Source organism: Fibrella aquatica, from assembly GCF_041321135.1.
Taxonomy (GTDB): Bacteria; Bacteroidota; Bacteroidia; order Cytophagales; family Spirosomataceae; genus Fibrella; species Fibrella aquatica.
Map to the genome: position 1 here is coordinate 224,449 of NZ_JBGGWF010000006.1, position 13,881 is coordinate 238,329.

Here is a 13,881-nt window from a genome sequence, read left to right on the forward strand (position 1 = left end):
TGCTTTCGCTAGGCCCTTCGACAAGCTCAGGGTGACAGGAAACTCAAGTTCGTCGTTCATATTCTTTAGTTTCCTGTCACCCTGAGCTTGTCGAAGGGCCTAGCGAAAGTTCTTTGTCCCTCTTTGCACCATTTACCGTATAACATACATTCCCCTTCAACTATACGAAAGGCACCGGAATTCTGCGTTTATTAGCGGCGTAAACCCTTGCCATTCATGTTCTTTTCTGCCCCCGCCCGCCTGTGGCTGGCACTCCTGACCGTCACGCTGACGCTGTCGCACTGCGCTCGTTTATCCAATACCGTTTCGGTCGTTGGCCGGAATTTCGAAGACGAGATTCAGCAGTCGCAAAACCTGGTTTTTTCCTTTAACAAAAACGTCGGGCCGGATGGGAACGGCGCTCAGACTGACGTCTGGGAATCAACGCCCTACATTACGTTTAAGCCCGCCGTGAAAGGCCAATTCAAGTGGACATCGCCGAGCGAGCTGGTGTTTTCACCCGCCACGGCCTTTGACCCCGCCACAAATTACCGCGCCGAACTGTCGAAAGAACTGCTTCGGAATGCGACCGATAAAGACCTGAGCGTATCGGACGAGGAGATCGAATTTCATACGCCCTACCTGCAACTCGTCGGCACCGAAACATGGTGGACACGGGCGGCGGGTAACGGTGCAGGTACATCGGGACAACCAGTGGCCAAAACGCGGCTTCGGTTCAACTACCCGGTTTCGGCGGCGGAGGTGGCTTCGCGGTTAGGCATCAAGGCGGAAGAGGCGACCGTGACACCTGGCCCGATTCAGGCGCAGGGTGACGCGCTGTCGGGCGGTGGCCTGGTGGTGACGTTGACCGATGCACCCAATGCCGATAATGAGCAGCCGTTGACACTGACCGTCGACAAAGGCGTGAAGGTGCCCAACACGGCCTATACGAGCACCGAGGCCATTGAGCAAACCGCCACGCTGCCTACCCGCTCGAAGCTGGAGGTGGTCGACGTGCAAACGGGCTACGCCAACCGGCAGGGAACGGTGCGTGTAATAACGACGCAGACGCTGCAACCCACCCAGAACCTGAGCCAGTACTACACCATTCAGCCCGCCCTGGCTACTACCGCCGAACTCACCGACAACGGCCTGCTGATCAAAGGCGATTTCAACGAAACGGACACTTACGTCATCACCTTCACTGACGCCATGCGCGGGGTACTGAATACCAAACTCGAAGAACCCGTTTCGCGCGATGTATTCTTCGGAAAAATGCCCGCCGGGCTGCAATTCGCCACGAAAAACGCGCTGTACCTCTCCTCGAAAGGGTCGCGGAATGTGGGGCTGAGCATTACAAACGTGGCGAAAGTGCAGGTGAAAATTGCCCGACTGTACGAAAACAACCTGCTGCATTACCTGAAGAATAATCGCTACGAGGCCTACGTGCAGCAAGGCAGCGGCGAAGATGCCACTTGGGGACCATCAGGTACGTATACCTACGGCAACGACGAAGAAGGTGATCTGAGCAGTGTGCTGGTCGACAAAACGGTACAGACGAGTGATCTGCCGAAAGTGCGCGGTGTGTCGGCACTGAACCTGTCCATTCCTGAAACGGGCGGCGGTGATCGGGAACGGCCGTTGCGCGGCGCGTATCTGGTATCGGTGCAGTCGAAAGACGAGGCGTATGTATCGGCGACGCAGCTGGTTTCAATTTCCGACATTGGCTTGATTGCCCGGAAAACGGATACCGATCTGCTCGTTTGGGCCAATTCCATCCAAAGTGCCGAGCCGCTCGATGGCGTGGAGATTTCATTGATCAGCAGCAATAACCAGTCGGTGTACACGCTGAAGACGGACGGAAAGGGCTTTGTCAAATTCGAGAAGATCCAGGAAAAAGCGCCCGGCTTCACCATCGCCATGCTCACGGCCCGTACCGCCGACGATTTCAACTTCCTGCACCTGACCGATACGCAGGTAGAAACGTCGCGCTTCGAGGTGGACGGCAAACGCACGAACGCGACGGGCCTGAACGCCTTCGTCTACGGCGACCGCAACATTTACCGCCCCGGCGAAACCATTCACCTGAACACCGTTATCCGTAGTGAAGCGGGCAGCAAAACCACCGTGGCCGAGGTTCCGCTGACGGTGCGGGTGCTGATGCCCAACGGCAGCGAATACCGCGTGTTCCGTAAGGTGACCGACGAACAGGGGTCGGTGCCACTCGACGTACCGGTTGACCCCGCCGCCGTGACGGGCAGCTACACCGTGGAGGTCCTGAACGCCAGCAATACGCTGCTGACCTCACAGGCCATCAGCATCGAAGAGTTCATTCCCGACCGCATCAAAGTCGACGTGAAAACGGCGCAGGAGAGCTACAAGGCTGGGCAGACGATCGTGCTGTCAGCTACGGCGCAGAACCTGTTTGGCCCACCCGCGTCTGATCGCGCCTACGAAGTGGAATTGCAACTGAAACGCCGCGTCTTCGCGCCCAAAGGCTACGGGGCCTACACGTTCAGCATTCCCGCCGAGGCGACGGGCGTACCCACATCGTTCGAGAAAACGCTGCGGCAAGGCCGGACCAACGCCGCCGGACAAGCCACCGAGAGCTTCCCCATCCCCGCCGATTACCGCGATATTGGCCTACTGGAAGCCAAGCTGTTCGTCACCGTGTTTGACGAAAATGGCCGCCCCGTGAACCGCCTCCGCCGCCTCGACGTGCAAACGCAGGACGTGTTCTACGGCATCAGGCTGGCCGATACGTACCTGACAACCAATACCCCGCTGGCCGTTGAGGTCGTGGGCCTGAACAAGGACGGTCAACCGCAATCGGCGAAGGCGCAGGTCGATGTGGTGCGGTTCGATTACCAGACCGTGACCGAAAAACAGGCCGATGGACAGATCAAATACAGCAGCAAGCGCCGCGAGAAGATCGTGTACACCAACACGCTGAGCCTCGGCGCGAAACCCACGCCGTTCAGGTATGTCCCCACGGTGTCGGGCGAATACGAAGTGCGGGTACGTCGCCCCGGCGCAATAGGCTACACGGCTGCTGACTTTTACGCCTATGGCTGGGGCAGCACGTCGGCATCGTCGTTTGAGGTGAGTACCGAGGGCGAGGTGTTGATGGAGTTCGACAAGCCGAGCTACGAAACCGGCGACAAAGTGAAGGTGCTGTTCAAAGCGCCATTCGAGGGCAAAATCCTGGTGACGGTAGAGCGCAGCGGCGTGCTGACCCACGCCTGGCTGACGACCGAAAACAAAGCCGCCGAATGGACCTTTTCCGTCGATGACGAACACCTGCCCAACGCGTATGTCACGGCCACGCTCATCCGCGCGATGGACGGTACCGACCTGCCGCTGACCGTGGCCCACGGCTTTGCGTCGGTGGCCGTAACCGACCCCGACACGAAGTTGCCGGTGGCGATTGAGGCCGTAGCGAAGTCGTTTTCCAAAACTAAACAGACCATTCGCGTAAAAACGAAGGCCAACGCATCCGTCACGGTGGCGGTGGTCGACGAGGGGATTTTGCAGTTGAAGAACTTCAAAACGCCCGATCCGCACGGTTATTTTTTCCAGAAACGGGCGCTGGAAGTGATCCCGTCCGATGGCTACGCCTTGCTGTATCCTGAACTGTCACTCCGCAGCCGGTCGAGCAGTGGCGGTGACGGCTACGATCTGGAACGGCGCGTGAATCCGCTGAGCAACAAGCGCGTGCAACTGGTGGCGCTCTGGAGTGGCGTGCTCAAAGCCAACAGCTCGGGCGATGCCGAATACACCATCGACATTCCGCAGTTCTCAGGTACGTTGCGTGTGATGGCGGTGGCCTACAAAGATAACGCCTTCGGGTCGGGCGAGCAGGGCATGACCGTGTCGGACCCGATCGTGATCAGCCCCGGCATTCCGCGTTTCCTGTCGCCCGGCGATGAGCTGAATATGCCCGTCAACCTGAGCAACACGACCAGCAAAGCCGCCGGGGTGGTGGCGAAAGTCACCGTCAGCGGGCCGCTTCAAGTCGTAGCCGATTCGGGGCGTAGCGTGTCGCAGTCGCTGACCGTGCAACCGGGGCGCGAAAGCCGCACGACCTTCCGCATCCGGGCTACGGGCGGCGTGGGGCCAGGCGATATTACGGTGACGGTGAATGCGATGGGCAAAACGTACGTCGAGAAAACCGACATCACCGTTCGCCCCGCCGCGCCGTTGCAGAAAAAGACGGTAGCGGGCGTGGTGGCGGGTGGACGTACCCAGACCCTGACGCTGACAGGCAATTTCCTGCCGGGCACCACGCGCAGTAGCCTTACCATCAGCCGGTCGCCGGTGGTACAGTACGCCAAAACGCTGAGCTATTTGCTGGGTTATCCGCACGGTTGCACGGAACAGACCATCTCGAAAGCGTTTCCGCAGCTCTACTTCGCCGACCTGACCAAAACGGTTCGGCAGGGCACGGTCTATTTCGTCCGCAATGGCGAGTCCGACTATAACCCGGCGACGAACATTCAGCAGGCGTTGCAACAGATCGAAAACCGGCAACTGTTCAACGGCGGCGTCACGCTCTGGCCGGGCTACAACGTGGAAGATCCGTGGGCCACGGCCTATGCGCTGCATTTTATGGTCGAAGCCGAAAAGGCGGGCTTTGAAGCCAACGCCACGATGAAGAGCAAACTCATTGACCGCCTCACGACGCTGACGGGCAACAACCGCACCGAAACGGTATCGGTGATGAACGAAGACGGATCACGCACCGACCGCACCGTGGCGAGCCGGACGAACCTCTACGGCCTGTACGTGCTGGCGCTGGCCGAAAAACCGAACCGCGCCGCCATGAGCGTCTACAAAGAATCGGCGGGTACGTTGTTGACCACCGACGGACGGTACCTGCTGGCAACGACCTACGCCCGCCTCGGCGATCAGGCAAGCAGCGCCTCCCTCCTGCCCAAGCAGTTTGCCGACGGAACGATGGGCCGCGAAACCGGCGACAGTTACGCCTCGCCGATCCGCAACGTGGCGCTGGTGCTCAGCAACCTGGTCGACACCGATCCCGATAATTTGCAGATTCCGACGCTGGCCCGGCAATTGTCAGGTGCGGTGCAGCAGGCCGATTACCTGAACACGCAGGAAGCCGCCTTCGCGTTTCTGGCCCTCGGCAAGCTGGCCAAACAAAACGCCAACAGCACCGCCACCGCCACGTTGACCGGCGCTGGTAAAGCCCTGGGTACGTTTACCGGCACCGACGTAACCCTCCGCCGATTACCCACTGGCCAACCGTTGACGCTGACCGCCAAAGGCAGCGGAAGCCTGTATTATTTCGGCCAAAGCGAAGGCGTACCCACCAGCGGCCTTGTCCCCGACGAAGACCGTGGCCTGATCGTGCGCCGGACGTACCTGAGCCGCGACGGTGCCGTGCAAACGCGCTTCAAGCAAAACGACCTGATCGTGGTGAAGCTGACCCTGAGCAGCCAATCGGGCTTACCGGTGAAGAACGTGGTACTGACCGACCTGCTCCCCGCCGGTTTCGAGGTAGAGAACCCACGCCTCAGCGGCGCCACCGCCCAGAACGGCACGGCCGAACAACGCACCCTCGACTGGATCAAAAACGCCTCGCCCGTCGATTACTTCGACATCCGCGACGACCGGGTCAATTACTATCTCTCGGTGGGCGGCTCAGAAACCAAAACCGTCTACTACATGGTCCGCGCCGTCTCCAAAGGCCGTTTCATCGTAGGCCCCGCCTCCGCCGACGCCATGTACAACCCCGAACTCCGCAGCTACAACGGCGCTGGGAGAGTTGTGGTGGAGTAGTTGTTGATCATTAGGTCCTACTTCTATAAAACACAATTATAGAAGTAGGACTTAGTTTGTAAAAACCGAAACTAAACGCTTCACTGACGCAAAACATCTGCTGGTTATCAATACATTACCTTTCACAACTTACAGAGGCTAGCTTACTTGGTAGGCATTGTAAGTTTTAATTGGTTAATGAGGAGACTGTATCAAGAAACTTAAGAACTAAATATCTAAAGGTGTGAAGTGCATATATTACTTTTAAGGTATGGTAGTTAGTGACTTATCAGCAATATTTATCAAGGTAATTTAGCAAAGGATCATGGCTTTAAAGAGATTAATAGAGAATCAGACGATAATAATCGATGACCACAGAAGGGGAAGTCGGGAAATAAAAAACTGGGACGATAAAACGGCTGATGTTCATATTGACAAGACAACAAATTTCACTGTTGAAGGTAAACGTCAATTTATTAGAATCAGAGTGCCCATTAATTCTGAAAGACCATTAAAAATTGAAAATGAAAAGAAAGAAGATCTCGATAGAATTCCAGGACAATTAAGGCGAGAAATCCAAAGTGCGTTTGAGAATAAACAAAAGCGACAAAGCTTTATTAAAGACATTATCGAACATTTGAAAAATTTTGATACAATCCTTGAAAGTAAAAAAAGGGTTCAACAGGTACTTTCAAATATCTCTAAACATTTTGACTTAAAGTGGACAAAGGATGAAATCGCAACTTATTACAATGAAACTTTAATAATATATACTCAAAACTATACTGACAGCAATGGAAATAAATACTTTATAACGGTTGATAATGAAGAAATAAAAATTGGCGAGGATAATGGTTATTCTAGATATCAAAAACACGTCAAAAATAACAAAAAGCATTAGGTATAACATCAGGTTATACAAACTTAAAAACTTTGGTAATATTAATTTGAACGCTTACAACTTTATTTCTACTATATATGAATTTTAACATTTCAATCATTCGTTTTCATGCATGAGGCTGAAAACCGCCACCTAAATTGAGTAATTAAAATCGCTTACATCGTGCTTGAAGACAAAAAAGAACTAAGCAGAATACTTTCAACAGTAATAGAACTATTCAGAGTAGATAATGACTCTGAAATTGCTGATTTGCTACGATTTTCCGAAATAAATTCTGAGCAAACGGATTATGAGAATTGGGGTGAAGGAATAGCATATTATTCAGTATATGTAATAACGTCAGTTGATAGGTTTGTCAAATTACGGGAGAGACAAACAGAAGTACAAGCGAAAATTAAAGAAAAAATTGAGATAGTTTTATACCCATTTAGAAACACACAATTAGCAGGGGTGTATATTATACCTAAATCAATACCTAAAATCGATTGGGGAAAAATTTCCGATAAATTTACCAAAGATCAACTCATTGCAGAAGTAAAATATCTTAAGGATACAATGGTTTCTGTATCTACAGGCGGTCAAAGAATTCAAGACGTGAATAGTGAATTTCAAAAAAGATATATCTTAGTTGACAAATCACTAAAGCAACTTTCTATTGAAAATCCAAACACCTTTAATGACCTGTGGAAGTGGTATGAAAGATGGCGTTCAGGTGAAATGCCTCAATATAAAGATAGGCGACTATTTATAGGTGAAATGTACAGTGGGTTATTAGGGATTCTTCAAGAAACCGAACAGTCCGAAATTCTGAATATTTCTGTTAACATGACAGGTTGGGAGCGCGTTGAAAGAAGCATAAGTGAAGTCAAGAATCAATTGAAGAGTGCTTCAAACGAAGAACAATTTCAAGCAATTGGCCTACTTTGCAGAGAGACAATTATTTCAATTGCTCAAGCAATATACGACAATGAAAAATACCCAACTTTAGACGGAGTTAAAGCAAGTAAGACTGACGCTAAGAGAATGCTTGAAGCTTATATTGCAATTAAACTTGCAGGAGGAGCAAATGAGAGTTTGAGAAAATATGCGAGAGCATCAAACGATTTAGCAAACGAATTGACACACAAGCGTACTGCAAGTAAAAAAGACGCTTCGCTTTGCTATTCTGCAACAATTTCTTTAATAAACTTAATAGGTATCTTGGAAGATAAGCATTAATAAACACAGCAACTCAACAATATGACGTATGAAATCCTTTCTTCTTTCGGTTGCCCTGCTGGGCACATGCATGACGGGCGTTTTGGCCCAAAGCCGGGTATCGATCGTGCCTGCTTATTGGTTTAACGCAACTAAAACTAGTTATCAGGTTGATGTGCTCAACCCCAACGGGTCGAGAACGCTGATTCCGGCGGATATCCGTAGTACGGTTTCGTCGGTCGGGTTAACGGCGCGGTATCATGTCACGCCGAAATGGGATGTGTCGGTCGGGGCATTGTATTACCGGAACGCGGCTCGGATAGCGAATTGGCAAGGGCCATATGGTGAACCCACACCCTTCACCAGCGAGGGGTGGCAAGTGCCTGTTCTGGTGAATTACCGGCTAACGGATCGGCGGCTATCACCCTATTTTTCGGCGGGTGTCGTGTTCGCCAAAAGCAAGACGTTCACAGCCGATCACCTCTGGACAGAAGGCGTAGTTGGCGCGGGGGTAGACTACCGGTTCAACTCGCGCCTGTCGCTACTGATTCAGCCCACGGCTTCCTATTCCTTCTATAAACCGGCCGTGAACCCCGCCTCGCAAACGCTGAATTACAAAGCCTACAGCGTCGGCGCGCAGACACAGCTGATTTGGCGGTTGTGAGGCGATACGCTCACGGCTGGGTGGTAAAGTAAACGGTATGTACCATAATACTGTATGGGCAATTCGGCTGACTTTCAATAGCTTTGCCCGATGGAGGCACGCGTTTACATTCCTATTATTTCAGATTACGGCTTCAAGGCTACTTTTGGTAACGAGTCAGATGATTTGTTTTTACGCACCGCTTTACAAGCCCTTATAAAATCAGCAACTCCTATTCGGGAGATACACTTCGATAAAAACGCGTTTGAGGCGTTAACTCTGGACAGCCGTAGCGGCATTTTCGATCTATCCTGCACCGATGAAAATGGTACGCAGTTTATCGTTGAAATGCAGTTGGGCTTCTCCCCGTACTTCGTACAACGGATGAAGTTTTATGCTTTACACAAGTTCAACACACTTGTAGAGCGCGGTCAGTTTGGTTACGCCAATTTGCCTAAACTCTATGCCATCGCGTTTTTAGCGAAAAGTATTCTGCCTACGTCTTCCTTCCATAGCGTCGCGAACTTGCGTAATGAGCAAGGTGAAATCATTGATACCCAAATGTCGTTTATCACGGTAGAGTTGGCTAAATTTGATAAGCAAGTAGCTGACATTGAGACGGACCTGGAGAAACTAGTGTATACTATGAAGACGCTTCATACCACAGAGCCTACGCAATATCCAGCCTTCTGGAATGAAGAATGGCTTAAACGAGCTATTGATGAGTTGGATACCAGGAAAATGACCCCTGAAGAACGGGCGCACTTTGCACGAGTTACAGCCGCCAATGCAGAAGCGGTAAAAGCAGAGCAGCACCGAATTGATGAGGTTAAGACAGAAACGATCACGAATCTGCTAGCCTTGAAGATTTTGACAACTGAACAGATTGCTAATTCTGTTGGTGTTTCAGTCGATTTCGTTCTTGATATCCAACAGAAAAACGGATAGCCGGCCAAGAGCCACCTATTCAAGTCGATTACCGGTTTACGTCGCGCCTGTCGCTGCTGATTCAGCCCACGGCTTCCTATTCCTTCTACAAACCGGCTGTGAACCCCGCCTCGCAAACGCTGAATTACAAGGCCTACAGCGTCGGCGCGCAGACGCAGGTGATCTGGTGCTTGTGAGGTGGTACGATTCTGGCTAGGCTATGGCGCAAAGCGTGATAGTACGTTCAGGTACGTTGCTTGAGCGGTTAACGTCCTACGGTGCCGAGACGCGCCTTTCAAAAAGCCGTAGGCTTGACCCATGTTGTAGCGGCGGGTTTCAACCCGCTGACCCCGTCAATCATCCGCCCGGAAGTCCCGTCGGGACGATCCGTACAGGGCAAGCGGTTACATGGACCGAGCCGATGGCTCTCCTTCAAATACACCTGCCCCTTGTCGGCGGGTTGAAACCCGCCGCTACAGCATGAGCCGAGCCTACGGCTCTTGGTGCAGCCAACCGATGAACGTAACATGGTATTATCCCGATCAGGTGACGCATACATAGCGCGGCAGGTACGTTGTCGGGCAGCTACGGTGCCACGCTATTGAGCCATTAACGGGGCGAAATTTGTTGTATACTTGTAGCATAGCACAAAGACCAATGAAGACCTTACTCGTCAGCGATAATGATTTAGCCAAAGCCCTTAAGCTACTGGGCGAGAATGGCATAGACGCTCAGGTAGAGACGCCAATTCCATTTTTGCGTACTGGTGATGCCAGCCCTACCGAAACCCCTGCTTCGTTCGGCGGGATATGGGCGAAGGATGAGCGTACAATGGAATCCATTCGCAAGGCAGCATGGCCCAAAAGAAGATAGTTCTCTGTGATTCAAACGTCCTGTTTGAGTATTTCCGGGGTACGCCAGTCATGCTACAGGAACTTGACGAACTCGGTTTCTCTCGGCTGGCCCTCAGCGTAATCTCAGAAGCAGAGATGTACGTCGGCATGAGGCGAACGGAGCGGCGGAAGACAACCGAGACCATCAACAAGTTCAACATCATTGGTCTGGATGCAGAAATCTCTCGCACGCTTCTTCGGTTAACCTGGGAACACCACACAAAACGCCCCGGCATTGCCGATATGCTGATCGCAGCAACAGCCCTGACCTACCCAGTTGAGTTATTTACCTTCAATAAGAAAGATTTCGACTTCATTGAGGGCATTACATTCTACAGGCCCAAGTACCAACATCAGTTCGGCCCGAAACAAGACTAACGGATCGACGGCTGTCTCCCTATTTTTCGGCGGGTGTCGTGTTGGCCTAAAGCAAGACGTTTACAGCCGATCACCTCTGGACGGAGGGCGTCATTGGTGCGGGGATAGACTACCGGTTCAACTCACGCCTGTCGCTGCTGATTCAGCCCACGGCTTCCTATTCCTTCTACAAACCGGTTGTTAACCCCGCCTCGCAAACGCTGAATTACAAGGCCTACAGCGTCGGCACGCAGACGCAGTTAATCTGGCGGTTGTGAGGCTATGTGCCCACAAATAGATCATAAAGGCCTTTTTAACTTCTGCACTTACTGTTTTTTGTCATCCCGACAGAGGAGGGATCTTGAGGTTAGCCTAACACTGGAGTAAAGAAAACTCAAGATCCCTCCTATCGTCGGGATGACAAAGACGCCACGAAAAGAGCGGGTATGGAAAGCTTAAGTCGTGCGTCGTGCATCGCGCCCTTCGACTAAGCGTTAGCACCATACGAAAGCAACTTTACCTAATTCAATCTATGACTTACATTACCGCTGTATCAGTAACCGTAGTGTCGTTGGCGATTGTCCGGCGGGGGAGAGTTGAAGCAGGTACAAGCCGTTGGGTAGCTGGCCCGTGTTGACGCGGTACGGCTCCGTTGGGGCACTCTCCAGTTGCGTTTGCTGGAGCGGGCGGCCCAGCAGGTCGTTTAGTTGCAGGCCCACCGACTGGCCACGGGCGGGGCTGAGGTCGACCATAACGTGGTCGTTTGCCGGGTTGGGCCACAGACTGAACGTGGTTCCTGCTTCGGCAATGCCCAATCGGCCACCCGCTGGGCAGGTGGTTTCGGTGAGGCTCCACTGCTGCTGTTGGCCCGTCGTCAGCGTTTGCTGGCTGATCTCGGCATTTTCTGTCACGCTGGCGTTTCGCACGGTAATGGCCTTGCCCGAATTGCGGCTAATGAAGCTGTAGTAGCCTTCGGAATTGCGTTGGGCCGTCCACTGCTGGTAATTTCCGCCCCAGTAGGTCCACTGTTCCAGGAGCGCATCATCGGCCGTGGACGCGTTACGTACCTGAATGCCTTTTTGGTTGTGCAGCACCGAGATCCGGTAGTAAGACCCGTCGGTCGTGAACTGCCATTTCTGCCAGGGCTGCCCGGCGTCGGCGTTCAGTTGTAGTTTGGCACCGTCGTTACCCGCCCCGGCAGGTACGTTCAACACTAGTCCGCTACCACGTGGCTGGATGCGGTAACATTTGCCGGGTTCAATCGCAGCGGAAGCAGTACTCAACGAGACCAGAAGAAGCGGCCCGAGAGCAATGCCGCCCTTATCGTCGGAAACCGTCAGCCTGACGCTGAAGCTAGATTGGGGAACCCCCTGCCGACCGGGCTGGATGGTGAAGACTTTCACCGGATTGGCTTCGGTCGAAAAGGTGCCATCGCCGAAATCCCACTGGTAGGTGATGGGGTCGCCGTCGGGGTCTGAGGATTTGTTACCCGTGAAGGTTACGCTCAGGGGCGACGTACCGGTCAGCGACGTAGACGTGGCGACCACAACGGGTGGGCGGTTGGCGGCGGTCGGGATGATGCTCACCTCAACACCACCGCTCCAGCCTCTGTCTTTGCGAGCATAGACCCGGAAATAATAGCGTTGCCCTGCCGTCAGTTCGGTCACCAACAGCGAGTTGCCCGTACCCTGATAAAGCACCTTACCGCCGTACAAACTGGCCCCGTTGCCCGTGAAGCTGGCATTGGCCGTGTAGGCGAGGTCGAGGGGAATTTCCGTGAAGCCCGATCCGGCTTTTCCAACCACCAGCACGTCGTCGAAGCTGACGGTGGGGTTTGTCCACCGGAGCAGCACCCGGCTACTGTTGCCACTAGTTGCCGTGCTGGCCGTCAGACCGGTGACCGTTAGTTTAGGCGAGTTGCAATCGGGGTAAATCTTGACCGAATCCTGGCCAGTTAGCCCGCTAGCGTCGGTCACTTTCAGGCCAATCAGGTAGTAAAAATCTTCTCCGCCACAGCCCGCCGGCGAAATCGAAACAACGGGATTAGGTCCCGACGTGGTCGACACCAGTTGCTCGCTGTTGTTATGGCGCAGTTTAACCTGCCATAGGTACGTCAGCCCGCTCGATGCGTTGGTGACCGAAGCGGCGAAGGTGTAGCTGGTTGCTTTGTCCAGCGCGTAGTTGGCGTTGTTGACAGGGTTGGTAATCCGAACCGTCGGCGCATTGCTCCGTAGCGAAACTACCAACGTCTGACTGATGGCAATGCCACCCCGATTATCCGAAACCGTCAGCTTAACACTGTAGCTGGACTGAGGAATACCCTGCCGACCGGGCTGGATGGTGAAGACCTTCACCGGATTGGCTTCGGATGAGAAGGTGCCATCACCGAAATCCCACTGGTAAGTGATGGGGTCACTGTCGGGGTCTGAGGATTTGTTGCCCGTGAAGGTTACGCTCAGGGGTGACGTACCGGTCAGCGGCGTAGACGTAGCCACGACAACGGGCGGGCGGTTCGCAGGGGCGGCAGTGCAGCCACGTTCTTCGATGCTCCACTGCTGTTGCTGGCCCGTGCCCAACGTCTGCTGGCTAATCTCGGCACCTTCGGCCACGCTGGCATTGCGCACGGTAATGGCCTTACCCGAGTTGCGGTTCACGAAACTGTAGTATCCCTCGGCATTCCGCTGGGCGCTCCACTGCTGATGACTTCCGCCCCAATACGTCCACTGTTCGAGCAGCGCATCATCGGCCGTTGCGGAGTTACGTACCTGAATACCTTTCTGGTTATGCAGCACCGAGATCCGGTAGTAGGCACCGTCGGTTGTAAACTGCCATCCCTGGGCAAGCTGATTACCGTCGGTAGTCTGGCGAAGCTGGGCACCGTCGTTGGGCGAACTGCTTTCTACGCCCAGCACTTTGCCACTGAGCCGCGACACCAGCCGATAGCATTTGTTCGGCTCAATGACGGACACTGATGCGGGCAACGACGTGGCTGCGGCATTGGTTTTCGTTCTTCCTTCCTCGTTGTTGGTGCTTGTTGAAGGCGATACTGCAGGCATGGCGGCCTGGCTACTCAGGCCAAGCAGAAGCAAGCCAAAAAGGCTGTAATAAGCGGCAGGCCGCTTCAATATGTGTGTAAACATGTGTGAATAGAAAACTGGGTTGAGTTAAGCAATCAGCAACAAACGGTACGTATCGGCCCCGACTCG

At 53.3% G+C, this 13,881-nt stretch carries 9 protein-coding genes; 7 read left to right on the forward strand and 2 right to left on the reverse strand.

Annotation, left to right across the window (positions count from 1 at the left end; translation table 11 throughout):
* Positions 1-216: 216 nt before the first annotated feature.
* The 5 genes from ACAW87_RS16070 (at position 217) to ACAW87_RS16090 (ending at position 9,446) form a co-directional block, all read left to right on the forward strand.
* Positions 217-5,778, forward strand: a complete 5,562-nt coding sequence (locus tag ACAW87_RS16070) for an alpha-2-macroglobulin family protein (RefSeq protein WP_370724648.1) — start codon at positions 217-219, stop codon at positions 5,776-5,778.
* A 304-nt stretch (positions 5,779-6,082) separates the two neighbouring features.
* Positions 6,083-6,658 carry a hypothetical protein gene (locus ACAW87_RS16075; protein WP_370724650.1) on the forward strand — a complete coding sequence of 192 codons (576 nt, stop codon included), beginning with the start codon at positions 6,083-6,085 and terminating at the stop codon, positions 6,656-6,658.
* 162 nt (positions 6,659-6,820) lie between these two features.
* Positions 6,821-7,876, forward strand: a complete 1,056-nt coding sequence (locus ACAW87_RS16080; RefSeq protein ID WP_370724652.1) for a hypothetical protein — start codon at positions 6,821-6,823, stop codon at positions 7,874-7,876.
* Between the two features lie 28 nt (positions 7,877-7,904).
* Positions 7,905-8,519, forward strand: a complete 615-nt coding sequence (locus ACAW87_RS16085) for an outer membrane beta-barrel protein (RefSeq protein ID WP_370724654.1) — start codon at positions 7,905-7,907, stop codon at positions 8,517-8,519.
* Between the two features lie 90 nt (positions 8,520-8,609).
* Positions 8,610-9,446 carry an Rpn family recombination-promoting nuclease/putative transposase gene (locus ACAW87_RS16090; RefSeq protein ID WP_370724656.1) on the forward strand — a complete coding sequence of 279 codons (837 nt, stop codon included), beginning with the start codon at positions 8,610-8,612 and terminating at the stop codon, positions 9,444-9,446.
* 274 nt (positions 9,447-9,720) lie between these two features.
* Here the strand turns inward: ACAW87_RS16090 and ACAW87_RS16095 are convergent, their stop codons facing one another.
* Positions 9,721-9,954 (reverse strand): hypothetical protein, encoded by a 234-nt coding sequence (locus tag ACAW87_RS16095; RefSeq protein WP_370724658.1) that lies wholly within the window; start codon positions 9,952-9,954, stop codon positions 9,721-9,723.
* Between the two features lie 128 nt (positions 9,955-10,082).
* Between ACAW87_RS16095 and ACAW87_RS16100 the strand changes: the two genes are divergently transcribed.
* Both ACAW87_RS16100 and ACAW87_RS16105 read left to right on the forward strand, forming a co-directional pair.
* Entirely contained in the window at positions 10,083-10,298 is a 216-nt protein-coding gene (locus ACAW87_RS16100) for a hypothetical protein (RefSeq protein WP_370724659.1), read from the forward strand.
* On the forward strand, positions 10,280-10,696 hold the full coding sequence (locus tag ACAW87_RS16105; RefSeq protein WP_370724660.1) for a type II toxin-antitoxin system VapC family toxin: 417 nt from the start codon (positions 10,280-10,282) through the stop codon (positions 10,694-10,696). Before ACAW87_RS16100 ends, ACAW87_RS16105 begins: the two co-directional genes overlap by 19 nt.
* A gap of 521 nt (positions 10,697-11,217) precedes the next feature.
* On the opposite strand, the gene ACAW87_RS16110 is transcribed toward ACAW87_RS16105, so the two are convergent.
* The gene (locus ACAW87_RS16110; protein ID WP_370724661.1) at positions 11,218-13,815 is read right to left on the reverse strand and encodes an RICIN domain-containing protein; all 2,598 of its coding nucleotides are present in this window, start codon (positions 13,813-13,815) and stop codon (positions 11,218-11,220) included.
* Between the last annotated feature and the right edge of the window lie 66 nt (positions 13,816-13,881).

What these genes read in the sequence shown, in the direction of transcription:
- ACAW87_RS16070 (WP_370724648.1), top strand. Translation starts at nt 217, where the DNA reads ATGTTCTTTTCTGCCCCCGCCCGCCTGTGGCTGGCACTCCTGACCGTC.
- ACAW87_RS16075 (WP_370724650.1), top strand. Translation starts at nt 6,083, where the DNA reads ATGGCTTTAAAGAGATTAATAGAGAATCAGACGATAATAATCGATGAC.
- ACAW87_RS16085 (WP_370724654.1), top strand. Translation starts at nt 7,905, where the DNA reads ATGAAATCCTTTCTTCTTTCGGTTGCCCTGCTGGGCACATGCATGACG.
- ACAW87_RS16090 (WP_370724656.1), top strand. Translation starts at nt 8,610, where the DNA reads ATGGAGGCACGCGTTTACATTCCTATTATTTCAGATTACGGCTTCAAG.
- ACAW87_RS16095 (WP_370724658.1), bottom strand. Translation starts at nt 9,954, where the DNA reads ATGTTACGTTCATCGGTTGGCTGCACCAAGAGCCGTAGGCTCGGCTCA.
- ACAW87_RS16100 (WP_370724659.1), top strand. Translation starts at nt 10,083, where the DNA reads ATGAAGACCTTACTCGTCAGCGATAATGATTTAGCCAAAGCCCTTAAG.
- ACAW87_RS16105 (WP_370724660.1), top strand. Translation starts at nt 10,280, where the DNA reads ATGGCCCAAAAGAAGATAGTTCTCTGTGATTCAAACGTCCTGTTTGAG.
- ACAW87_RS16110 (WP_370724661.1), bottom strand. Translation starts at nt 13,815, where the DNA reads ATGTTTACACACATATTGAAGCGGCCTGCCGCTTATTACAGCCTTTTT.